The following is a 23,644-nucleotide window of genomic DNA, read 5'->3' as shown; positions in this document are numbered from 1 at the left end:
TGGTTTCCATCTTATGAAAAACTGGGGAGTTTTTCTTTCTAAGATACTAAAAATCAAGGTCTTTTCAAAATAATAACAGGCTTATTATCAGTTAATTATCCCCCTTTTTATCCTATTTTTGTCATGTACTATGACGAATGGACAGTCAGATAATAAACACTAAGAATAAATAGAAATGGAAAAAACATGGAGATGGTTTGGCAAGAAAGATAAGGTCACTTTGGATATGCTCAGACAAATAGGTTTAGAGGGTATTGTGACAGCTCTACATGATATACCTAATGGAGAAGTATGGCAATTGGAGGATATTCTCGATATGAAAGAGTACATCGAAGATGCCGGTCTGAAATGGTCGGTAGTTGAAAGCCTTCCGGTCAGTGAAGCTATAAAATATGGAGGAAAAGATAGAGATAGGTTAATTGAAAATTATATTGATAGTCTTGAAAATTTAGGCGTCGCCGGAATCAAAACAGTATGCTACAATTTTATGCCTGTTATTGACTGGGTACGTACTGACCTTGATTACAAATGGGAGGATGGAACCTCTTCGCTTTACTTCAACAAAGTAAAATTTGCTTATTTCGAGATTTATATTCTGGAAAGGGAGGGGGCTGAGAAAGACTATTCTCCCGAAATACTGACAAAAGTTGAAGAATTGAATAAAACAATAACCCAAGCCGAAAAGAATGAATTGGTTGATACCGTTATTGTAAAAACACAAGGTTTTGTAAACGGAAATATTACTTCTGCCGATCAACATCCTGTTGCAAAATTTAAAAAACTGCTTGCATTGTATGATGGTATTGATAAAGATGCTTTACGGCAAAATATGAAATATTTTCTAGAACAAATAATGCCTATATGTGACGAATATGGCATTAATATGTGCGTTCATCCGGACGATCCTCCGTTCCAATTATTAGGATTGCCCCGCATTGTGACTAACGATGAGGATATTAATTGGCTTTTAAATGCAGTGGATCATCCTTGTAACGGACTTACATTTTGTGCCGGATCATTGAGTGCCGGGCTACAGAATAATGTACCGGAAATGGCAAAAAAATTTGCATTCCGCACCAAATTTGTCCATTTGCGTAGTACTAATATATTGCCGAATGGTGATTTTGTAGAAGCTGACCATCTTGAAGGAAGGGGTCACCTGATAGACGTAGTACGGATATTTGAAAAGGAAAATCCTCAACTACCGATGCGTGTCGATCACGGACGATTGATGCTTGGTGATGGCGATAAGGGATATAATCCGGGTTATTCGTTTCATGGGCGTATGCTGGCTCTCGGACAAATTGATGGCGTAATCGCTACTGTACGAAACGAATTACAAGCGAATAATTAAATACAAAAGCATTTTAATAATATAATCATGAACGAACAATTTAATATTACTGGCAAAGTAGCCATTATTACAGGTGCTGGTGGAGTATTAGGCGGCAGCATTGCTAAGAGTTTTATACAAGCAGGAGCAAAAGTTGTAGCATTGGATTTGAGACAAGAACAATTGGATGCCCGTGTTCAGGAACTGAAAAAGACAGGTGGCGAGGTTATTGGCTTTGTCGGAAATGTCCTTGATATAGAGAGTCTCGAAAAAGTAGCATCTCAAATCGTACAAAAGTGGGGACGAATTGATATTCTCCTGAATATTGCAGGAGGTAATACACCAGGTGGAACCTTAGCCCCTGACCAAGATTTCTTCAATATGCCTATTGCCGAATGGGAAAAGGTAACCAATCTGAACATGAATGGTACGGTTTATCCTTCAATGGTGTTCGGAAGAGTAATGGCAGAACAGAAAAACGGATGTATAATTAATGTGTCTTCCATGGCAGCTTATTCAGCTATTACCCGTGTTCCAGGTTATTCAGCGGCTAAAACAGCTGTAAGTAACTTTACTCAATGGCTTGCTACCGAAATGGCATTGAAATATGGTGATCGTGTGCGTGTGAATGCTATTGCTCCCGGATTTTTTATTGGTGACCAGAATCGAGCAGTACTCATTAATCCTGATGGGTCATTAACTGAAAGAAGTAAAAAAGTTTTGGCTAAGACGCCAATGGGACGTTTTGGGGATATTACCGAGTTGAATGGAGCAGTACAATTTCTATGTAGTCCTGCTGCCAGCTTTATTACAGGTGTTGTCTTGCCTATAGATGGTGGATTCAGTGCTTTCAGTGGGGTATAATTTCATAATGAATCAGATCGCATATTAATTAAACATTATACGATTAGAGTTTCGATAAAAAGCAATTCACTATATTCGTGAATTGCTTTTTCATTTCACTACTGTCCACTAAAAAAAAATGGACGATTAAAAATTAAATAAATTTGGTTCACTTGAACCGCTTCGTTCTTTGACATTTTTGAAATTAGTTTTGTTAAAGAGGTCTTTCAAACAGGTTTTATCCGTAAGTGATATGCTTAAAATTTGAAGAACTTCATATGTGGTCCTATCCAGTTTTAAGTTGTGTTGAATGATTGCTATCAGACAGTAAGCCGTAATTGCAGAATATATTTGTATTCTTACAGCATTTTCTGTATTCCCCCAGAACTTTTTTATCTTAAGATGTTGTTTGAACCATTTAAAGAAGAGTTCAACCTGCCATCTGTTTTTATAAAGTTCGGCAACTTGCAACGGTGAGAGTTTCATGGCATTGGTCAGGAATGTAAATTCTCGTTTCTGTTCTTCGTCCCAATAACACACTTTACGTATTTGCATAGGATAGTCTTTGGAACTTTTATAAATGGTCAATTCACCTATTGCATCAGATAATACATTCTTCGGCAATCGACGTTTCCACTGTTTTGCTTTGAACTGTAAATTTGACTTTGCTCTGACAACAAAATAAGAACCGATTGATTCTATTCTGAACAGACTCTTAAAACAGTTGTAAGCCCTGTCAAAGATGTAATAAGCACCTGTTTCGTAAGGAATCTCGTTCATAGCTTTGCTGTCGTGCACTGACGCTGTCGTTATATGGAAGAAAGCATCATATAGAGTGTGTACTTTTATACCACCTTTTTTCTTACGGAACTTTGCCCACCAAAAAACACTTAAACACAAGTCTATGGTGGTAGAATCAAAAGCGTAGATATTTCCACCAAGTTTGAAAATATCAGTCTTACGTTTAGTGCGTGCTTGTTCTACCATGTAATAAGCAAATGCTTCAAAGATACGATAATCACGATTTTGGTTAGCTTTTGCTAAATTGCTTCTGGTCACATACTTGCCAAGACCTAAGTGGTAAGTCTTCTTTTGATGAGCTTCCAAAGCTACTATGAGATCACGTAAACTCTCTCTGTTTGATAATTGTCCGAACATCAATGTGAGCAATTGATTCCAACAAGTGAAGAACTTCACATATTTGTCGCCACCAAACTTGCGCACAAGGTAATTGAAGTGGTTTCTATCCAGGAATGTGACTAACTGAGCAAAAACGTATTTATTGAAAATTGAAATCCGTTCGCACGAAAAACCCCTATAACTAACTATATTTCAAATGTTTCAAAGAACGATTGCGAATTTTTAGTGGACACTAATGATGTTCCCCATATAATAATCATTGTATAGGGGTCTTTTGATTTTCTCCCTGCTTTTCCTTTGGGTGGTAACAGTTGATTGATTTTGTCTAAGGTGAGGTCAGGAAAACGGTTTTTGAAATATTCTTCCATATCATCCAGAAACCATGCTGCGGTATTTATATCTATTTTGTCTTGCTTATAGGAAAGTGTTACCTTATCTCCTCGGTGTTTATATTTCTTTGATTCTAATATTATCTTGTACAGGGATAGCATTTCGGGGTAAATGGAATTATGTAGGATAGAGTTATATTCTAAGTTAAATGCTTCTATAAGTATAGAGTTGTTAAAGAGGTTGTTTCTCTGTTTGTAATAGATATATCCCATATAGGCTAAACAGAGGTATGCCAGATAATCTTCTTTGATTCTTTCTTCATCGTCACCTTCAAAGTCAAAATATTGGGGGTATTCGTCTGCAATATCTTTATATGGATAATCGGAGTTTGTAAAAAACATTTTGGGGTTTTCGTAGAATGTTTTCTGATAATTTACGTTTGCTATTCCGTTTTCAAAGGTTATGTAATTTATTCCACTATTTTCAACAGAGTGTTTGATTTCATCTATTAGCATAGAGGAATCAAAATCATAGTATTTCTGTAAAAGAGGTTCTATCTCTTTCAAGAAGAAGGATTGGATATAGAAAGCGGGTTCTTGTGACATAAGGATAAAGTTTTGGTAAAGATAAAAAATAAGACCGCTTCGGTTAAGAAACGGTCTTACAATTACAACAAATTCTTCATCGCTTCATCAATCTGACTGTTTTCAAAGCTGTCTAAATAGATTTGAGTAACCTTTTCCGAACTATGTCCTAAACTCTCACTTATTATAGAAGTATTTACACCAGAACGTTTTAAAACAGTCGCAAAGCTATGACGTGCAACGTATGTTGTTAAGTCAATAGGTATATTTAATTCTTTACCAATGTCTTTTAATCGTTTATTGACTTTACCTATTATTTTGTGAACTCTATTAGCCTTTTGCTGCTCTGTTTTATGATAATTGTTTAAAATCGGGAACAGATAAGGGTTTTGAGGATTAGTGTATTTATGAATCAGTTCAATAGCCCTTTCTTGTAATGGCAATTTAATAAGCCGTTTCGTTTTCTTCCTTATATAACATAAATAGCCATCCTCAATATTCTTGCTTGTAAGTCTGGATATATCCACAAAGTTAATACCGCCCATAAAATAGGAGAATGTAAATAAATCAACTGCAAACTGTATCTCCTTATCGAACGACTGATAGTTAATAATAGCCATAATATCATCTTTGACAATAGAGCGTTTTGCGGTCTTTTGCTTCAATTTGGATACTTTGTAATTGTCAAATGGATAATATTCTGATTTAACAACATTTTCTTCAATAGCAAGATTATATAAGGCTCTCAATGTTCGAAATCGGATGCCGATTGTATTTTCTTTCAAATTACAGCCACGTAACCAAGTTTCATATTTCTTTAGCCAAGTAATATCAATATCGGAAAAATATATATCCAAATGCTGATTGAATTTAATCAAAGAGTTCATCAAGTCTTTATAAGTCAAAGCGTATTTTAATCTATTGGCTGATATAAGACGTTGAATTTGAATGTCAAATAAGGATTGAACAGTTTTTAGTTTTGTTGCTCCATTTACTTTTTCGAATAATGATTTTGCTGTAAAATCCCTTTTAATTGTCTTTAATTCAATAATTTGTTCTGTGTATTCTTTTGAACGTTCTGTTATTAATTGTAATATTTGCTCTTTATTTGGACAGTTTCGTTTTGGTTGGTTTTTATCAAAGTCCCAATATTTCGGATTAATAGATATGCCAAGACTTTGATATTTCTTCTTTCCATCTTTACATATTCGAATTACTAACGGATGCTCGCCATTTGCAAGCGTTTTTGATTTGTAACACAAGATGTTAACCATGGTTTTTGGTTTAACTCTTGGTTTAACTTTGTATGCTAAATCCGTTAAAAAAAGCAAGGAACAAGACATAAAAAAACCACTTACTTTTTCGTAAGTGGCTGATTCTCTGGTGACCCCGGAGAGGCTCGAACTCTCGACCCACTGATTAAGAGTTGGCTCTTGTAAATTTCATCACTTTACAACATTATACATAATTATTTTTGATACAGATTGTTATAACATTTTGTATCTTTGTAATATTACATCATTTTACATATTTTCACACATTTTGTTGTTCATTTTGTTGCCACCAATTATTAAAGTATGAAATATTCACCAACAGCATCAATAAGGTTAGATAAAAGAAAGGCTATCGGGGATAAACAGAAAGCCAAAATCGGGAAAAGCGATATTGAAGAAAATTTATATCCTCTTAAAATTCGTATAACCTGTGCAAGAGAATCCCGTTTCTATCTTCTTAGTAAAGATTTTTATCTATCAGAATCTGAGTTTGAGGATTTATTTACAAAAAGAAAACCTGAGATTTTAAATGCTCGAAGAGAAGCCGAAAAGAAATTGAATGAAGCCAAATCTATTATAGACCAAATAGAAGATAATTTCTCTTTTGATGAGTTCAATCGTATCTACCATTCAAATACCAAATCAACAAAAGATGTTTATTCCATATATGAAGAGTTTATCCAAATCAAAAGGGATGAGAAGAAGTATGGTACTGTGAAAAGCTATACAGATGCTCTTAACCATTTGAAAAGATATAAAACCAAATTATATTTTAGAGATATTACTCCTGATTTTCTTCGCAAATATGTGAAAAATGCTTTTACAGAAGGAAGTGGTACTATTGGAATCTATTTAAGACCATTGAGGGCTGTATATAATTATGCAATTGATGTGAAGAAGGTAGCAAGGAGAGATGATTTTCCATTTGGAAAAAACAAATTTGTAATACCAACAGCACAATCAAGAAACTTGGTGTTACCTATCGAGCAGATGCAAGCCTTGTTTAAATACCAACAAGAACATTTTCAAGACAAGGTAACAGCCGACTTATTAGCTCTTGATTTATTTATATTTTCATACCTTTGTCATGGTATGAATTTTATTGATATTCTTAATTTAAAAATAGGAAATCGGTTTATTGATGACATAGGTGATGAATATATTCATTTTGTTCGTGCAAAGACAGAGAGAACAAAAAATAATCCTGAATCCACCCCTGTGTATTTGAATGATGCTATAAAAGAAATTCTTGATAGACATGCGAACAAATCTCAAAATCCGAATGATTATTTATTTCCTATCTATGAGAAAATACAAGATGTAGAGGAGCGATATGAGAAAATTAAGGAATATCAAAGAAGGGTAAATAAATCATTAAAACGAATAGCTGGAAAATTTGGGATTGAAAAACTATCAACATATTGGACAAGGCATTCTTTCGCTACCCATACAAGAATGTATGGCTATTCTTATGATGATATTCGGGATATGTTGTCTCAGAAAACGACTACTATAACGCAAGGTTATGTTCATAAAAATGAAAAATTTCCTGTATTTAAAGAAGTCAGTACAATGTTGTTAGCTAATATGACAAATAAAGATGAGTAAAAAGTTATGGAATCGCTGTGTTAGTGCAGAAAGTAACATTGAAATTTCATCAATTTTCAATAATTACATTAATGAACTATTACAAAAATATTCAGATGATACTATATATGTAAAAACTGAACTTCAAGACTGTATTTATATTATAGATGATTATATTAAAGGCTTTGAGAGTTATATTATGGAAGAAGAGGCTAAATTGAAAGAACCAAAAGTCTCTTCGATTGACACCAATATGTCCATGATGGTAATTAATACTTCAAAAGAGAAAATCCCATTATTCAGATTTTTAAAGAACTATGTGGAAAATAAAATATCTGAGTTGCAATTAACTTCATCTCCTGTAATTTCACCTACAGCCCAATCTGAAAAAGAAGATAATTCGATAGAAATCAATCAAATCATTCAAGATTATATCGATAGTAAATTCAAATTTGACCCCAATAAAAAGGTATATTCTCGAGAGGAGGCTTGTGAGTACCTTCAAATCTCTGACCGAAAGCTAACTACTCTTCTTGAAAGAAAAATCAAACCTGTATCTACTGCTGTCAAACCCTATACCTTTAATATTGAGGAATTGGAACGCTACCGAAAAGAAGAAATGTAATTATTCACCCCTTCGACGCAGACAAGCGGTATCCGTCCAAGTAAAAGCTATTAAACTATGGGGTGCTATTGAACTTGGATTACACCCTGTTTATTAACACACTAATATTTTCCAAAGTAGAAAAGCAGTTGTATTTGAACTATATTAAGCCTATTTGAGCTACTGTTCTTTACTATATCGGTCAATAGAAAAAGTCGGAAATAGATTGTAATTGTTGTAAACATCCCTCATTATGGTTTCTATTTCGTCAGTCTTACAATTTTCGTTATTCGGGGTATCAAGGATGGTTACCGCATCGTGGATATTAATTGCGTCATATTCCGTTTGCTTATATATTCTTTCCAAAATTTGGTGAAATAGCTCACTCTCCATCTTCATAATAAGATGGCTCAATTTTGTTTCTTCTCCTTTCGGTTTTAATTTATTAATTACATTATATACATTCGGATAGATAGACTTAAAGACGCTACCATATTCTTTGTAAGTGATTGTTCGGGTCTTGGAATAGAAAACCTCCGCAAACATTTGAGCTTTCAGTTCCCCTCTATCATCAGCTTTCAATCCCTTAGCATCACAAGCATCCAATAATTCCTCCCACATCTGACCTTTGGAGGTTTTGTATATATATTGTCTAACATCCGAAGGGATATTTCCCACCTCATTCAATAATTCATTTATATTGTTGTATATTAAATCATTATGAATATTCTCCGAAACATAACGGTTATATAGTTTACTATTGGAAATAAGTATATTATTTATATTGATATGTTTAATTTCTTTATTTATAATATTATTAAACAATTCATTATCAATACAATAAATCAACAATAGTTTATTTAGTAATAATGGATGTGAATTCTTAATATCAATAGAGAATTTTATATTAAGATATTCTTTTAAATCTTTTGGTGTATTTGTGAGAATATGATATATACGATTATCATTATCAATTTCAGTTATTTTGAAAGGACCATTTTCTTGAATGATATATTTTGTAAATATATTCTTGTAATATTTCTTTTGCATAGGTTTATTATCCTCATATATTTTTCCTGTTAATATAAAATCTTTACATTCATCTATTCGGGTCATTTTAAGCTTTGATAAACAATTATCATACCTTTCAACTATGAACTTATCTCTATCTGTCAATCGTTGAAATTTGGCTTTCTTATGGGCTTCAATTTTGTCAGTAGCTTTGTCAATATATCTTTTGACTTGCAGATGGGAAGATTGCTTCACTCTTATAGAATGAACATAATTGTTATGTAAACGATAGGCACTTGATTTTTTCCCGATGACATAACCACCAATAGTATATATTAATCCGATTCTATTCAATGTATAAAGAGCTAAATTGTACTCATCACCAATAATATTTTTCAATAATTCTGCATTGATATTAGTCTGCCCATTTTCATTGTTGGTGCATCGGGAACAGAATAAATGTATTAGGTAAGTAAATTTGTGATGTAATTTTAGCTCATGCTGTTTTCCTATTGGCTTTTGATTAAGTTTTCTCTCAATATCCCTTGCTTTATAGTCATTTAAAGAATTCTCCATTCCTTGCCTCATCTTTTCTTCGATTTCTTCCCATATCAAAGATTCGGGAACTTTGCCAACACAATTAGCTTTTGTTTGTATTGGGTTATATTGCTCATAGAAATCTCTTTCGTCCTGTGTAAGGATACTATATTCTTTATGTTTCTTTATTATATAGTCAATGCCAAGCCCATCTATATAGTATTGTAAAAATTCCCCTCTTTTTAATTTGATTTTTTCGGGGTCAAAAGTCTCTTTTTCCATCTTATCAGATATTTATATATAAATATAGTTCAATAAAGAAAAAAGTCAAGAATAATGAAAATAATAATTACAGATGATATGGCACGAATATTTAGAGAAGCGAGCGAATTAACTAAGACAAGAATGTCGGTAAAGAAGCAAGGAATTAACAACCCTAACTATGGACGGGAACGAAGTGAGGAGACAAAAATGAAAATCAGTACCAAAATGAAGCAATATTGGCAAGGGATTCCAAATAAACCTGTTGATAATGACGATAAATGACTATGATTTGACACGTTTGGCAATTGGTTCTGATTTAATATATCCTCATGGATTTCATTTTAATAGTTTGTATTTCAGGATATTATTAAATTAGATGCATGAGGGTATAAATAAATTAATGGAGTATGGATTATCTTGTTTGTAAAATTAAAAATGTATCAATAAAAATAGAGTAAAGAGGTATTTATTGATACATTTTTGTTTTATGTGATTTAGATTAATTACGTGCCAACTCACAAGATATAGCCTCAATTGACCCAAATCCATTCTTTTTACTTACAAGAGCCCAGCTTTCTGTATCTCCTGAACGAAATATTGGTTTGGAAATTTCTATACGCTCAACAGTGCCATCTTCATAATGAACCATTATTGGAATTGGTTTTCCACTTAAATCATCATTTGATATATTTCTTATTGTTACATCCAAATAACGCATACTTTGGGTTATTTCTTTTTTTGTTCTCACTATTTTTACTTTGTTATAGATGTTATCATTCTCTTTCATTTGTGTGGTGGATTTGGTAGAAGTATTTTTGGTATTATTCTCACAAGAATATAGACTTATACAAATCGCTACAATGCTAACAAGAACTAATGCAATTAATTTAATTTTATTCATGACAATTATTTTATTTATTTACAAAAGAATATGAACTAAATCCTCCTCTATCAAGATATATTGGAAATCCAATTTCTCTTACTTCTTCAGGATAGAAATCTTTTAAAGGTCTTTCTTCATGATGTGAACTCCCATCATTATAATTAACCTTTATGATTACAGTACCATTCAGAATTTTGCTTGAAATATTTTTGGCATACACCTCTATTACACTTCCTGACATGCGACTACCCGTTTTAACAACCGTTATATCTTTGGGTTGAATTATAGTCTTTTCAATAGATTGATTTTGACTTTTATCTTCACTAGTTTTAACATTACCTCCACCAACACAAGTGAAGAAAATAAAAAGAAAGATTCCTACCCAAACATACCACTTAGATAAAAAAAATAAAAGAGTACCATACAATTTTTCTCCTACACTAATATTAGGAGCATCCCAAATATCATCTAAATTAATTTTTTCAGACATAATATATCATTTTTTAGACGTAGAACTACTATCCAATTTTTCGTTTTTTATAAATTCATTCGTTTATCGTAGACAAATAGGACTCTTCAACATATGTTATACTTGAGTATTCTTCGTTTCCGATTTCATAGAGAAAGTTTTTCAAAACAATATTTTCTTCTAAAAGACTAGAGATTTTAATAGATTTAGGAATTACATCTTTCACTACATAAACATTTCCATCAAGAACTAATTTGACCTTTTCTCCAATTTGATACATAACAATTTTGTTTTATTCTTCCTATTTCCCAAATAGAAGGTGATAAAAATGCAGAAGCGTGGGAAATGTTCAGTTTATCTGTATTGAGGTACGACCAAGCACCTTTTCCGAAACAAACAGCCACCCCCACGCCATTCTAAATATATACTTGGAGCATATATGCGAAAGCATGAGCGTTTGTTACTGTTTACCCTTCGGAATAAAATTGGTCGTTTTCAATACAAGGATAAAAGCTAAAACGCTTCTATAATAACATGTCCTGTTAAGTGAGTTCCACCAAACTTATCGTCTTAACATTGATGCAAATATAGGCGATTGTTTCGGAAAAACAATTATAAAGGGTGGCTATTGCTAAAACTTATTTGTAAAAATCAATCTCCTATTGTCCTTACTGTTTTTTCAATAGGCACTTCGATTTGATGTAGGTCTTTTATCTTTGCATTGTAGCCACTTACTTTTACTTTATAGGTCTTTATAAGACCGAACAAATAACCTTTTGTTTCAGTGTCATATTTCGGTGTGATAAGCATATCAGCATCGCTTTGCTGCAATGCTTTGTACATGGCTGCACTTTTTACCTTATCAATCCGTCCTCCAAAAATAGAGTTACTTAATCCTGCATCTTTTGCTTCTGTGAATTTATTATCTCCTGCCACCCGCCAAAAACCAAACAGATAAGTTGAACTTGCTTTGGCTTCGACTTTATTTTTGTTGATGTCTAAATCAGCTTTCAATACATCCGTATGTACCTCTGTTCGGGCAAATGGTGCAACATAACCTGTTTTACTGATTGAACCGCAACTTGACATGAGTAATACTACTGTCAATAGTGAAAATGTAAATAATGCTTTTTTCATAAATGAATAAATTTAATTGTGAATATTATAATATCGACTCAAAAATAATATCCTTATTTTGAATAACTTAAATCCAAATAATCCCTTTCATCCAATTCATCCAAAGTGAAAAACCAATTATATTTTACTTTATCTTTGTCCTCTAAAACACATATTATGCTATCTCCTGTAATCAAAAAATTGTTGGAAACTAAATTGGGTAAGGATATTAGATACTCATCTGATATTGAACACCTCTCATTTGACATAGAGAAACACACAGGGCAACGGATAGGGGTTAATACCATTAAGCGATTATTAGGATTGATAGAAGGCGTGAAAGAACCTCGCTTATACACATTAGACACTATCGCCCGTTATCTTGACCATAAGAATTGGGATGAACTATTAGAAAGCCTTGACCAATCGGGAAATTCTTCATTTTCAACTATCGAGGAAATAGATATACAAACACTTAATGCAGGGGATAAAATCAGATTTACTTATTCTCCCGATAGGGTGGTAACAGTTGAATATATTGAGAGTAATAAATTTACAGTGATTGATAGATTAAACAGTAAACTTCTTCCCGATGACCTTATTGAGGTAAACCACTTTGTTCTGAACTATCCCCTAATCATATCCAATGTGATTAGAAATAATGTATCTATGGGGAAATTCACAGCAGGAAAGATTTCGGGGATAACCTCACTATCCATTCTGTAAAACATTTATATCTTTGCGAGATAATCATTTAGCATGGATAGTTCTTCTTTCGATAACGATATTAATAACCCTTTTGCGTTCACTGATATAGAGGCTATTCGGTCGAATGGTGCTACAAGTGATACATACAAGGTTCTCATCTATGGGAAGTGGCATTTTTTAAAACGCCCGAAGAAGATTTACGCTGACAATTCCCTTTATTTAGCAGCTTTTCAGAAAGAATTTGAGATAGGGTACGCTCTTGACCATCCTAATATTGTTCGTTATATATCTAAAAATGAAGACCAAGATAGTTTATATATTCTGACCGATTATGTTGATGGTTTTACACTAACTGACTTTATAAAACTTAATCCTAATTATTTTGACGATAAGAACAACCTTGACAAACTAATAAAACAACTATTATCGGCAATAAGCTATTTGCATGAACGCCAAATCCTTCATTTGGATTTAAAACCGGATAACATACTTATTACAAGTATCAATCACGATGTAAAACTTATTGATTTTGGGTTTTCTTACACAGATTGTTACCAATCATTAGCTATTGGTAAAACTGAGTTATATGCTGCTCCCGAACAGTCAAATAGAGAAAGTCTTGACCAACGAACCGATATCTATGGATTTGGAAAAATTATTGAATATGTCCTTAGAAAAACATCTGACACAAAAATATATTCTTTATATAAAGGACTTATAAATAAATGTTTATTAGTAAATAAAGAAGATAGATTTAAAAGTGTCAGCGAGATACAAAGCTATCTTTTAGTAAAGCCAAAATCAGGGAAAGGAATTTTTATTCTTTCTTTGATTGTTTTTATTGTATTGGTTTTAGGCATCTATATATATCAGTCATCTAATAAGATAGATGAGAAATTGGATATTACTTCACAGGCAAATGATAGTATATCCCATATTCGAGACACAGTGCTGCCCTCATCGTCACAAAGCACAACCACCACACATGAACCAACCACCACACTACCTCAAAGGGATAATAGTAATGTACTTAGTCGCAGAGAGTTTAATAGTGAAAAATATTATGGTAAATACTATGACCCCAAAGAATCATTAAATGACACTATCTCTCAGGTTCTTTTTGAGCAATATATAGAAAAATGCAAACAAGAATTTACTACAACCTATACCGCTAATAGCAATCAGGAATATTCAAGAAATATAAGATTGAAGAAAATAGCTGAATGTGCCAAAATACGCAATAAGTATGGAGAACAAATGAAATGGTCTCCACAAAGAGCAGCTTTTAATCAGATAATAGCTATCGAGTACCGGAAGATTTCAGCAGATTACTACCAAAAATCTCTTATTTCAGAATTGAATGAATATATTAACAAAGAGATACCTTCAATCCAAGCAAAAGAAGACGTACTTGATAGCATTTACAAGGTGTCTGCTCCTTTTTGGTTGACATTTTACGAGAAGTATTCAATTATTCAAACTGAAAAAGAATGTGAAGATGCTGAGAAAATTTACCGAAAAGCTTATCAGGTTTATATGCAAACGGCATCCGATGTATATTCTCTGTATCATTCTTTATTTTCCAAAGAGGAAGAATTATATTCAATGATGTTCAACGAAAAAGACTTAATAGGGCTTGGTGTACATGCTAATGATTTACTTTACATATTCAAACGATATAAAAATGTAAAGGGATATAGATGGATGGAGTATGTGGAATAACCAATATAGGTTCATTATTTAGTTACTTTTTAGAAAATATCACATATATGTGATATTTTTGTATTCATGAACGAAAATAAGGAGTTTCTAACTACACAAATCATAACCTATTTAGGCAATAAGCGAACCTTGCTTCCCCATATTGAAAAGGCAGTTATCGAAATAAAAAGCAAATTACAGAAAGAGAAACTTGATTGTGTTGATTTGTTTAGCGGTTCGGGAATAGTAGCTCGTATGTTGAAACAACATTCCAGTAACTTATTTGTAAATGATTTAGAAGAATATAGTAGAATTATCAACGAGTGTTATTTAACGAATAAATCAGATTTCAACACAGAGCAATATGCCTTATACTATAATCAGATTATCAACAAACTAAACACCTTTATTAAGAAAGACGGAATAATATATAGCCATTACGCTCCCAAAGATGATAACAATATCAAAAGAGGTGAGCGGTGCTTTTATACATCTCAAAATGCAAAAATAATAGATACAATCAGAGATGAAATAGATAATATCCCAATTGAGTATCAAAAATATTTTCTTGCTCCATTATTACATGAAGCAAGTGTGCATACTAATACAAGTGGAGTATTCAAAGGCTACTACACAGATAATGGGATTGGGAAATTTGGTGGTAAAGGAGAAAACTCTCTTGCGAGAATATTAGGTAAAATAGAACTGAAAAAGCCTGTGCTTTCAAAATTCGACTGTAATGTTACTGTACATAAGATAGATGCAAACATATTGGTTTCGCAGTTACGCAAAACTGATGTTATATATATTGATTGCCCCTATAATCAACATCCGTATGGCTCTAACTATCATATTTTGAATACTATTTGTTCTAATAGCTTGGATTGTGAAGTAAGTAAAGTTAGTGGTATCCCGAAGAATTATAACAAATCCCATTACAACAATAAGAATAGAATACATACAACATTTGAAAACCTCATAAATCAAGCAAATACCAAATATCTGATAATCTCTTATAGTAATGAAGGATTCATTAGTTATGATGAGATGATAGGCATTCTGTCTAAGTATGGGAAATTGAAAATCAAGAAAATTGAGCATTTGGCATACAGGGGAGGTCGGAACTTACAAAACAGGTCAAAAACTGTTACAGAGTATCTTTTTATTTTACATAAGAACAGCAGTTTAGCTGAATTATTGACAATCAAAAGGAAATTAGCTCCCATCCTGCCATATATATCTTTATCCACTATTGCGAAAAAATATTTTGGTAAAACCCATTCATGGTTATATCACAAATTGAATGCAGATGTTATCAATGGAAAACAATACCAACTAAACGAGAAAGAGATTGAAATCCTATCTAATGCCTTAGATGAAATCGCAGATACATTGAAAGATATATCTAAATCAATGAAAGAATAGGTATTTATTCTGCTTTTCTCCCTCTATTTGTTGCTTTTGCCAATAACACCCCTTTTCTAATAATACATCTCTTATTTTGATATGGGTTATCTGCTGACAATCCATAGTTTCGTAGACTTCCATAACTAATACCAATCACATCCTTATCAAAATATTCACAAAGATTAGCGATAGAGCCGAAATAGTAATGTTTCCCATCTATTTCAAGATGAATAACAGTTCTTTCCTGTTTGTTTTCAATTTCCATATTTTCTAATTTTCTGTAAATATAGAACAAATATGACAAATAGTAAATAAATGCAATATTCTTTTTGAGGTATTATTGCATATATTAAATATATGTCATATATTTGTATTGTAATTAAATGACAGGATAATGAAAAATAATAGAAAATATAGTATCGGATGCAGTGGCTCAGGTTGGGGAGTTTGGAACTCTGAGGGAAGTAAAGTTTGTTCATGCTTTTCAAGAATTCACGCATTAGAAACCCTATACGAATTAATGGGGTGGAATAAGCCTTCTAAATGGTATTAAAAATTAAATATATGAAAACAACTATCAACAATTTAGCATTGCTCAATAGAGCCACAAATATGGTCATCAAGGGCTATGACCTGACACAATCACTTCAAACATCAGTATTGATTGAAGCTTTACAATTTCAATTAATGAATGGAACGGCTCACTTCTTATACAGAAAGAAAGATGGTTCGATACGTGAAGCATGGGGAACTCTACTTGAAAGGGTTGTAAACAACAATACTAATGGTTATGGTGCTCCTCGCAAATATTACAATTGTCAAGCCTACTTCGATATTGAGATACAGGCATGGAGAAGTTTCAAATACGAAAATCTGATTACAATTTTGGACTAATCTAAAATGTTCACTTTCATAATTTCTGAATATTATTTCATAAATAACTAATAAACAGTATTATAAATGCACCAATCAAATTAAGCTATAAATAAAACATTCACTATTAATCAAAATCATATAAAACTGAATATTATGAGCCTGAAATTTTCAAATACGACATCAGATTTTTTAGAATGGGACACAATGCTAAATCTGATAAGAAAATTATATAAGGATGGTAATTACAAAATTTCTCTATTGGTTGCCTGTGGGTCCTTCTTCGGTTTGAGAGGAGGCGACCTTTTAACTCTTACATGGGGACAATTATTACAATCTGATACATTTGAACTGATTGAAAAGAAAACAGGTAAAAAGAGAATTATCAAAATCAACTCCCAACTTCAAAAACATATTCAGGATTGCTATGATAAAATCAATCCTGTCAATATCTCGTCTCCTTGCTTTATGAGTCAAAAGAATTGTGTTTATTCTATCCAAAGAGTAAATGTTATCCTTAAAGAAATCAAGACCAAATATAATTTGAAAATCAACAACTTTTCAAGCCACTCTTTTCGCAAATCGTTCGGACGAGCTGTATATAATAATGCAGGGGATAACTCTGAAATGGCTCTTGTGAAATTATCCGAACTGTTCAATCACAGCGATATTAAGACTACAAGAAAATATCTTGGATTGAGGCAGGAAGAACTTTTGGAAACCTATGATTTGTTGAGATTTTGAAAGAATGTTATTCACTTTGTTGCCACCTGAAAGAAAAAGCACTTACAAAACAAAAGTGTAAGTGCTTTATTATCAGCGTGTGACCCCGAAGGGGCTCGAACCCTTGACCCACTGATTAAGAGTCAGTTGCTCTACCAACTGAGCTACGGAGTCATTCCTTATTTTCAATATTTTATGAACAGACTTACTTTTTGTCAATTAGTGATACCTAAAATGAAAAAAGTCATTCGCTCTATATATGTTGAAATCGGGCACGAATTTCGTAAATATAATTTAAATACGCAAAATAATAGGGAAGAAAATATCCAAAGAAAAAGAGGGTATGTCTATTTTTTCATTTCGATACCCCCTCTAAAAAATACATTGAAAGTTTATTACTTCGCAGGAATATTCTTCAATATCTCCAACAAGAATACCCACCATTTATCTACAGATGATATCTGCACCTTCTCTTCCGGCGAATGCGCTTCCCTGATAGTAGGGCCACACGAAATCATATCCAGATGCGGATATTTCTCAAGAAACAACCCACACTCAAGCCCTGCATGGATAGCCATAATCTCAGCATCCTTACCAAACAAGTCCTTATACGCTTTCTTAGCTACGGCAAGCACTTTCGAATCAGGATTAGGACGCCACCCGGGATACCCTTCCGAATGCTTCACTTCAGCTTTGGCAAGGGTAAACACTGCATTGATAATATTGCCCGCATCGTCTTTCAGCGAGTCGGTCGAGCTTCTCTGGCTTGTGGTTATCACAATCGTATTACCTTCCTTCATTTTTATAGATGCAAGGTTTGTAGAAGTTTCCACCAGTCCCGGTATTTCGTGACTCATACCCAGCACACCGTGAGGACAGGCGTATATGGCATTCAACAAGTTGGATGTAGTATCTTTATCCACCACAAACGAAGGAGTATCCGTAGATTTTACCGTCATTTCCAACTTGGGGTCTACAGCCTTCAACTCGGCCTCTATTTGAGGTGCAAGCAGATTCATTTCTACAATTACATCTTCTTTCCGGCCATACGGCACACCGGCTATTGCATAAGCTTCGCGCGGAATGGCGTTGTGCAAGTTGCCTCCATCTATTTCGGCCAATGCAAAATCATATTTCCGGCTCATTGCCCACAAGTAGCGGTTCAATATCTTGTTGGCATTGCCAAGCCCCTTATGGATTTCCGAGCCCGAATGCCCACCATTCAGTCCTTTCACTTCAACCCTGAACCAGAAATAATTTGCAGGAACATCCTCTTTTTTATACGTGAAGGTAGCTGTAGTTATCTTTCCTCCGGCACAACCGATATACACTTCGCCCTCTTCCTCCGTATCGAGGTTGATAAGGATATCGCCTTTCAGAAAATCCTTACCTAAAGCATAAGCCCCGGTCAGCCCTGTTTCCTCATCTATAGTGAACAGGCATTCGAGATTGCTGTGTTGTATATCGTCCGACGCCAATATAGCTAGAGCTGCGGCAACACCCACTCCGTTGTCGGCACCCAAAGTAGTTCCTTTTGCCTTCAACCAGTCACCGTCTATTACGGTTTCTATCGGATCGTTGTCGAAATCGTGTACCGTATCCCTGTTTTTTTCGCATACCATGTCCACATGTCCTTGCAAGATAACGGTAGGCAGATGTTCCATACCCTTAGTCGCTGGCTTATAGATGAGCACATTGCCGGCTTCGTCTTTTTTCGCTTCCAGATTATGCTTTTTTGCAAACTCAAGAAGGTAGGCAATCACCTTTTCTTCTTTTTTAGAGGGACGGGGAATACGTGTCAGTTCGTGGAAGTAGTTCCAAACAATACCCGGCTTCAGTTCTTTTATTGTCATATCTATTTATAATTTTGGATAAAATCACATTTATTTCATTAACATCAGATAAAAATAGGCAGATAACCTATAAAAAACAATTTTTTTACATCTTTTAAAGGTCTGTTTATAGTTTTGTTTTAACATAAAGCTATATCTTTGCCAAGTCGTTTCCGAAAAAGCTTTTATTTCGGGAAAAGATAATAGTTTTGGATTAATTATAAATGCAAAAGAATAAATGAAGAATATCTCTTATGTAATCAATGGAGTTCTTGCTGTAGCAATTATTGTCCTGTTTATCCTATTTTTTACATCAAACAAAAAAGGTGGAGAAGAATCCCAGTCGTTGACTTTTTCCGAAGGAGATTCAACAAGTGTATTGCCTATAGCCTATGTTAACCTCGATTCACTACTTACACACTACAATCTATACAAAGACGCAAACGATGCGTTGATGAAAAAATCGAATAGTTCGAACGCAACACTTACCAAGAAACAAAGAGATTTCGAAGCCGAAGTTGCAGACTTCCAGCGCAAAGCCCAAAATAATGCTTTCCTTAGTCAAGAACGTATGCAACAAGAATCTGCACGCCTCCAAAAAATGGAAAGCGACCTTCACGCATTGGCTCAACGCCTACAGGAAGATTACCTGAAAGAGCAAGCAAAGCTAAACAGCCAGATAGCTGATTCAGTACGCCTCTGCCTTGTAGATTATAACAAAACAGCCAATTATCAGATGATTTTCACCAATACCGGTATGGACAACATCTTGCTGGCGAAAGATTCATACGATATCACAAAACAGATAACAGAATTGCTCAACAGCCGTTACAAACCGGAAGCAGCAAAATAAATAAGCACAAAGTATAAAAAAATAGGATGACTACGAATGGAGTTATCCTATTTTTTTATACTTTCCCGTCATCAAACAATATGTTTATGAAACAGAAAATACTATTTGCAATTATCCTATTGTCAACCCTTAGCATCAAAGCCCAGGAAAAACTGCCTACAGAAGCTTTACCTATTGCGTTTGTAGATGTAGACTCAGTGCTGGTCTATTACAATCTGGTAAAGGATGTAAACCAAAGGCTAGCTACAGAATCACGAATATTACAACAGGCGATAGATACAAAACAGGCTCAACATGACTCCGATATAGACAACTTTACAAAAAGAATAAACAGTAATGACTTTGCCTCTGCCGAACGTGCCCAACTGGAATATGAACGGATACAAAAGCAGGAAAAAAGTATAGAAGACCTGAAAAATGCACACCAGAACAAACAGGTGAATCAAAAAGCAGAACTTTTCAATAGGGTTAACGATTCCCTTCTGGTGAACTTAAAAGAATATAACAAAGCAGCTGATTATCAAGTAATATTTACCAACAAAGGTATGGATAATATACTGCTGGCAAAAGACCAGTACAATATAACAGACAAGATTATCCGGCAAATGAATAGCCGCTATAAAAAAGAATTACCAGAATAAAGCTTTAAAATATGGACTTATACGCAATTATAGGTAACCCACTGACCCACTCTTTCTCTCCACGCTTTTTTACCGAGAAATTTCAGAAAGAAGATATAGATGCCCAGTATGTAAAATTTGAGATACCCGATATATCCCATTTCCCGGAGATAATATCGTCGCATCCGAATCTACGAGGTATAAACGTTACCTTACCCTACAAACAACAAGTAATAAGATATCTGGACGATATAGACCCTCAGGCTAAGGACATCGGGGCGGTAAACGTGATTAAAGTGTTGCACGAAGGGAATAAGGCTAGACTTATCGGTTTCAATTCCGACATAATAGGCTTCCAAAACTCCATCAAACCCCTATTGGATACTACAATTCACCGCAAAGCCCTCATACTTGGCACAGGGGGAGCATCGAAAGCAATAGCCAAAAGTATGGAGAATCTCGGTATTGACTATACTTTCGTCTCGCGTACACCCAAAGCAGGGCAATTTTCGTACAGCGACCTGAGCAAAGACATAATGACGGATCATAAAGTAGTAATCAACACTTCGCCACTAGGCACCTTTCCAAATGTGGATACTGCTCCCGAAATACCCTACCATTACCTGTCCCCAAACCATTTGTTGTACGACCTTGTTTATAATCCCGACGAGACCAAATTCCTCCGTTTGGGAAAAGAACAAGGAGCTACAATAAAGAATGGCGCTGAGATGCTGGTTCTACAGGCGGTTGCATCATGGGATATATGGAACAATAAATAAGGAGATTATGGAGATAATTAATTTTGGCATCTATATCCCAGTTTACATAAATGTTCTATTTTAAAATAAATTCATTACATTAGCACCATAAAACTTAATATATAAATTATGGCAAACGATATTGATATAAAAACTTTTGCAGAATGGTATGAAGATGTTTCCCTCTTATTGGGTACAGTACATAAAAGTCCTTTAAAATTATTGATAGACTCAAGAAGGCAACAATAGTTGAATATTTCTATTGCGTTGAAGTTAAAAAAGATTCAATATTATTGTTTAGAGGCTACGATGGAGTTGAATCAGGTACATTTTCTAAAACAATTAATATTCCTACATGGTTTAAAGAGAAATATAAAGAAAATTGGGATTATACAATCTCTAAAGATTGATGACCTGTCCGGGAAGTGTCCGATAAACTGTGTCAGCGTTTTTTCATCAATAAAATAACTCATCGCTCGGGGATCGCCTCGCGGCAAAGGGCGGGAGCACCCGTCCCGACGAGCGGTAAAATTATAACAATTTGAACTTCTGTCCAAATTTTATAGCCAATTGTTGAGCGGTTGTCCCCCAGTTTGATATAGGCATCGTCCACTTTTTCCTAATGTTACGATAGGCCAGATAAACCAGTTTTTCCAGTGCTGTGTCATTTGGGAAAACTCCTTTGTTTTTAGTGACTTTCCTAAGTTGGCGATGATAGCCTTCAACCGTATTAGTGGTATAAATAATCCTGCGTATACCTTCTGTATAAGCAAAATAGGCTGTTAAGCGTTCCCAATTGTCCCGCCATGATTTGATAACAATCGGATATTGTTCTCCCCATTTGAGTTCTAAGTCATCCAATTTATCCTCTGCCGTTTCTTTATTTACAGCTTTGTACACTGATTTTAAGTCTTTTAGAGACTCTTTTTGATGCTTACTGCCTACATATTAGATAAACTTGATTTTAAAGAAAATATGAACCCTATGATATTTTTGTCATGTACTTAGAAAATCTGTAAGTTTAGCAGTATTATAAAGGGTTTCCTGTAGTTTGAGAATAGATACTTTTTCTTTGACTAAATTATCTCGTATGATCATCCATGAGCGTAATAGGGTTAAATTCATATCAGGTATCTGATAGAGTTTTAACTTACGATGATGAAGAACAGCATAACCGGCAATCCGTTTTGCATCAATACGATCATTTTTGCCACGTTGTAAACCGATGGATTTTTTGATCGCTAATGGACATACCAGAGCCAAATCAAAACCATGGGTAATGCTCCCCATAGATAAATCTATTACATAACTGCCCATGTTTTCGGCGCAGAATAGGGTCTTGCTCAATCTTAAGCCATGAGAAGAAATCCAGGCTAACAATCCACAAATACCTTCAGGTGTGTTGTCGAACATTCCATGAGCTAATTCTTTTTCTTCCAAAGGCATCAGGGAAGCATCAAAAGTCTTTTTCCCAACATCAAGACCAACAAAATGAGAATAATTCATAACTTTGTATTTACAGTATTAAACAATGAAGGAGGAACAGCTAATACATTTAACAGGCCTTTAAACCTAAAATTCTAACTGGCTAAAATCCTCCGAGAAAGAGAGTTGCAGTCTGATTCACCCTATAGTCATCAAAGACTAGTCTCAAAGTTAGTTCACTGCAACTCTTATCTTTCAAAGATACCACTGTATATCATTAAATTCAATACTGCAAAAGTAAATGTCCCAAAAGAGGACACCTTCTTTGTTTATCTACAAAGGTTAAAAGCCTGCATTTTTAGTAATCATTCGGTCTGCCTCATCTTTTACAAGATTTATATAGTTTTTACCTTTGCTGAGAGAGTTAACGATAAATTAAGGAGCCATCAGTTTCTGCAAATTTGACATCAATTGTATGAAAACCTATATATCATATCTTCGTCAAAGTACTATAAAACAACAAATCAGCGGACTAGGCATTGAAGCTCAGCGAGAGATTATAAATACATATGTGAAGGATAATTCAAAAATTCTCAAGGAGTATATAGAAACGGAAACAGGTAAAAATAATCATCGTCCTAAATTAGCAGAAGCATTAGAACAATGCAGACAAACCGTTTCTATTCTAATTTGTGCCAAATTGGATCGTCTCTCCCGCAATGTAGCATTTACCAGTCGGCTGTTAGAAAGCGATGTCGAGATTGTTTTC

The 23,644-nt window shown here is 34.0% G+C and carries 25 protein-coding genes, 1 tRNA gene and 1 pseudogene; 14 read left to right on the top strand and 13 right to left on the bottom strand.

Going from position 1 to position 23,644, the window contains the following annotated elements:
* The first annotated feature begins 175 nt into the window (after nucleotides 1-175).
* Both uxuA and D0T57_RS14110 read left to right on the top strand, forming a co-directional pair.
* Nucleotides 176-1,354: a mannonate dehydratase gene (uxuA, locus tag D0T57_RS14115; RefSeq protein ID WP_163274128.1), complete on the top strand. Its 1,179-nt coding sequence runs from the start codon at nucleotides 176-178 to the stop codon at nucleotides 1,352-1,354.
* Between the two features lie 27 nt (nucleotides 1,355-1,381).
* Entirely contained in the window at nucleotides 1,382-2,197 is an 816-nt protein-coding gene (locus tag D0T57_RS14110; protein ID WP_163274127.1) for an SDR family oxidoreductase, read from the top strand.
* Between the two features lie 126 nt (nucleotides 2,198-2,323).
* Here D0T57_RS14110 and D0T57_RS14105 read toward each other — a convergent pair whose 3' ends face one another.
* The 3 genes from D0T57_RS14105 to D0T57_RS14095 form a co-directional block, all read right to left on the bottom strand.
* Nucleotides 2,324-3,466, bottom strand: coding sequence for an IS4 family transposase (locus D0T57_RS14105; RefSeq protein ID WP_163274129.1), 1,143 nt, complete (start codon nucleotides 3,464-3,466; stop codon nucleotides 2,324-2,326).
* A gap of 35 nt (nucleotides 3,467-3,501) precedes the next feature.
* Nucleotides 3,502-4,251: a hypothetical protein gene (locus D0T57_RS14100; RefSeq protein WP_163274126.1), complete on the bottom strand. Its 750-nt coding sequence runs from the start codon at nucleotides 4,249-4,251 to the stop codon at nucleotides 3,502-3,504.
* Between the two features lie 62 nt (nucleotides 4,252-4,313).
* A complete protein-coding gene (locus tag D0T57_RS14095; RefSeq protein ID WP_163274125.1) occupies nucleotides 4,314-5,504 on the bottom strand; it encodes a site-specific integrase in 1,191 nt (396 codons plus the stop codon).
* Nucleotides 5,505-5,807: 303 nt separating this feature from the next.
* Between D0T57_RS14095 and D0T57_RS14090 the strand changes: the two genes are divergently transcribed.
* Both D0T57_RS14090 and D0T57_RS14085 read left to right on the top strand, forming a co-directional pair.
* On the top strand, nucleotides 5,808-7,112 hold the full coding sequence (locus D0T57_RS14090) for a site-specific integrase (protein ID WP_163274124.1): 1,305 nt from the start codon (nucleotides 5,808-5,810) through the stop codon (nucleotides 7,110-7,112).
* Nucleotides 7,105-7,716, top strand: a complete 612-nt coding sequence (locus D0T57_RS14085; protein ID WP_163274123.1) for a hypothetical protein — start codon at nucleotides 7,105-7,107, stop codon at nucleotides 7,714-7,716. Before D0T57_RS14090 ends, D0T57_RS14085 begins: the two co-directional genes overlap by 8 nt.
* A 159-nt stretch (nucleotides 7,717-7,875) precedes the next feature.
* Here D0T57_RS14085 and D0T57_RS14080 read toward each other — a convergent pair whose 3' ends face one another.
* Nucleotides 7,876-9,525, bottom strand: a complete 1,650-nt coding sequence (locus D0T57_RS14080; RefSeq protein ID WP_163274122.1) for a hypothetical protein — start codon at nucleotides 9,523-9,525, stop codon at nucleotides 7,876-7,878.
* 54 nt (nucleotides 9,526-9,579) lie between these two features.
* Here D0T57_RS14080 and D0T57_RS14075 point away from each other — a divergent pair, with 54 nt between their 5' ends.
* Complete coding sequence (locus D0T57_RS14075) at nucleotides 9,580-9,789, top strand: NUMOD3 domain-containing DNA-binding protein (protein ID WP_163274121.1); 210 nt, start codon at nucleotides 9,580-9,582, stop codon at nucleotides 9,787-9,789.
* 217 nt (nucleotides 9,790-10,006) lie between these two features.
* On the opposite strand, the gene D0T57_RS14070 is transcribed toward D0T57_RS14075, so the two are convergent.
* From D0T57_RS14070 to D0T57_RS14055, 4 genes are all read right to left on the bottom strand, one after another.
* Nucleotides 10,007-10,408, bottom strand: coding sequence for a hypothetical protein (locus D0T57_RS14070; RefSeq protein ID WP_163274120.1), 402 nt, complete (start codon nucleotides 10,406-10,408; stop codon nucleotides 10,007-10,009).
* Nucleotides 10,409-10,418: 10 nt separating this feature from the next.
* Nucleotides 10,419-10,880, bottom strand: coding sequence for a hypothetical protein (locus D0T57_RS14065; RefSeq protein ID WP_163274119.1), 462 nt, complete (start codon nucleotides 10,878-10,880; stop codon nucleotides 10,419-10,421).
* Between the two features lie 55 nt (nucleotides 10,881-10,935).
* The gene (locus D0T57_RS14060; protein ID WP_163274118.1) at nucleotides 10,936-11,139 is read right to left on the bottom strand and encodes a hypothetical protein; all 204 of its coding nucleotides are present in this window, start codon (nucleotides 11,137-11,139) and stop codon (nucleotides 10,936-10,938) included.
* Nucleotides 11,140-11,510: 371 nt separating this feature from the next.
* Nucleotides 11,511-11,996, bottom strand: coding sequence for a hypothetical protein (locus D0T57_RS14055; protein ID WP_163274117.1), 486 nt, complete (start codon nucleotides 11,994-11,996; stop codon nucleotides 11,511-11,513).
* Between the two features lie 156 nt (nucleotides 11,997-12,152).
* On the opposite strand from D0T57_RS14055, the gene D0T57_RS14050 reads away from it, so the two are divergent.
* From D0T57_RS14050 to D0T57_RS14040, 3 genes are all read left to right on the top strand, one after another.
* Nucleotides 12,153-12,701 (top strand): hypothetical protein, encoded by a 549-nt coding sequence (locus D0T57_RS14050; protein ID WP_163274116.1) that lies wholly within the window; start codon nucleotides 12,153-12,155, stop codon nucleotides 12,699-12,701.
* Nucleotides 12,702-12,734: 33 nt separating this feature from the next.
* A complete protein-coding gene (locus tag D0T57_RS14045; protein ID WP_163274115.1) occupies nucleotides 12,735-14,405 on the top strand; it encodes a serine/threonine-protein kinase in 1,671 nt (556 codons plus the stop codon).
* Between the two features lie 66 nt (nucleotides 14,406-14,471).
* Nucleotides 14,472-15,809 (top strand): DUF5053 domain-containing protein, encoded by a 1,338-nt coding sequence (locus tag D0T57_RS14040; RefSeq protein WP_163274114.1) that lies wholly within the window; start codon nucleotides 14,472-14,474, stop codon nucleotides 15,807-15,809.
* A 4-nt stretch (nucleotides 15,810-15,813) separates the two neighbouring features.
* On the opposite strand, the gene D0T57_RS14035 is transcribed toward D0T57_RS14040, so the two are convergent.
* Nucleotides 15,814-16,056 carry a hypothetical protein gene (locus tag D0T57_RS14035; RefSeq protein ID WP_163274113.1) on the bottom strand — a complete coding sequence of 81 codons (243 nt, stop codon included), beginning with the start codon at nucleotides 16,054-16,056 and terminating at the stop codon, nucleotides 15,814-15,816.
* A 299-nt stretch (nucleotides 16,057-16,355) separates the two neighbouring features.
* On the opposite strand from D0T57_RS14035, the gene D0T57_RS14030 reads away from it, so the two are divergent.
* Both D0T57_RS14030 and D0T57_RS14025 read left to right on the top strand, forming a co-directional pair.
* Nucleotides 16,356-16,685 carry an SH3 beta-barrel fold-containing protein gene (locus D0T57_RS14030; protein ID WP_163274112.1) on the top strand — a complete coding sequence of 110 codons (330 nt, stop codon included), beginning with the start codon at nucleotides 16,356-16,358 and terminating at the stop codon, nucleotides 16,683-16,685.
* A gap of 135 nt (nucleotides 16,686-16,820) precedes the next feature.
* Nucleotides 16,821-17,408, top strand: a complete 588-nt coding sequence (locus tag D0T57_RS14025; RefSeq protein WP_163274111.1) for a tyrosine-type recombinase/integrase — start codon at nucleotides 16,821-16,823, stop codon at nucleotides 17,406-17,408.
* 80 nt (nucleotides 17,409-17,488) lie between these two features.
* Here the strand turns inward: D0T57_RS14025 and D0T57_RS14020 are convergent.
* Nucleotides 17,489-17,561, bottom strand: a tRNA-Lys gene (locus D0T57_RS14020).
* A gap of 221 nt (nucleotides 17,562-17,782) precedes the next feature.
* Nucleotides 17,783-19,240: an aminoacyl-histidine dipeptidase gene (locus tag D0T57_RS14015; protein ID WP_163274110.1), complete on the bottom strand. Its 1,458-nt coding sequence runs from the start codon at nucleotides 19,238-19,240 to the stop codon at nucleotides 17,783-17,785.
* Nucleotides 19,241-19,457: 217 nt separating this feature from the next.
* Here D0T57_RS14015 and D0T57_RS14010 point away from each other — a divergent pair, with 217 nt between their 5' ends.
* The 3 genes from D0T57_RS14010 to D0T57_RS14000 all read left to right on the top strand — a co-directional run bounded on the left by D0T57_RS14010 (nucleotide 19,458) and on the right by D0T57_RS14000 (nucleotide 21,471).
* Entirely contained in the window at nucleotides 19,458-20,072 is a 615-nt protein-coding gene (locus D0T57_RS14010; RefSeq protein ID WP_163274109.1) for an OmpH family outer membrane protein, read from the top strand.
* Nucleotides 20,073-20,158: 86 nt separating this feature from the next.
* Nucleotides 20,159-20,713, top strand: coding sequence for an OmpH family outer membrane protein (locus D0T57_RS14005; protein WP_163274108.1), 555 nt, complete (start codon nucleotides 20,159-20,161; stop codon nucleotides 20,711-20,713).
* A gap of 11 nt (nucleotides 20,714-20,724) precedes the next feature.
* Nucleotides 20,725-21,471, top strand: coding sequence for a shikimate dehydrogenase (locus D0T57_RS14000; protein ID WP_163274107.1), 747 nt, complete (start codon nucleotides 20,725-20,727; stop codon nucleotides 21,469-21,471).
* Nucleotides 21,472-21,981: 510 nt separating this feature from the next.
* Here D0T57_RS14000 and D0T57_RS13995 read toward each other — a convergent pair.
* Nucleotides 21,982-22,398 (bottom strand): annotated as a pseudogene (locus tag D0T57_RS13995) (transposase); the annotation flags it as partial.
* Between the two features lie 48 nt (nucleotides 22,399-22,446).
* On the bottom strand, nucleotides 22,447-22,956 hold the full coding sequence (locus D0T57_RS13990; protein ID WP_163274106.1) for a transposase: 510 nt from the start codon (nucleotides 22,954-22,956) through the stop codon (nucleotides 22,447-22,449).
* A 394-nt stretch (nucleotides 22,957-23,350) separates the two neighbouring features.
* Between D0T57_RS13990 and D0T57_RS13985 the strand changes: the two genes are divergently transcribed.
* Nucleotides 23,351-23,644 (top strand): recombinase family protein (locus D0T57_RS13985; RefSeq protein ID WP_163274105.1); only part of this gene is annotated, 294 nt, incomplete at its 3' end.

The sequence above is a fragment of the Dysgonomonas sp. 511 genome, from assembly GCF_010501105.1.
Classification (GTDB): Bacteria; Bacteroidota; Bacteroidia; order Bacteroidales; family Dysgonomonadaceae; genus Dysgonomonas.
The sequence above is the reverse complement of the archived record's forward strand: the minus strand, read 5'-3'. Positions and strand labels throughout refer to the sequence as shown.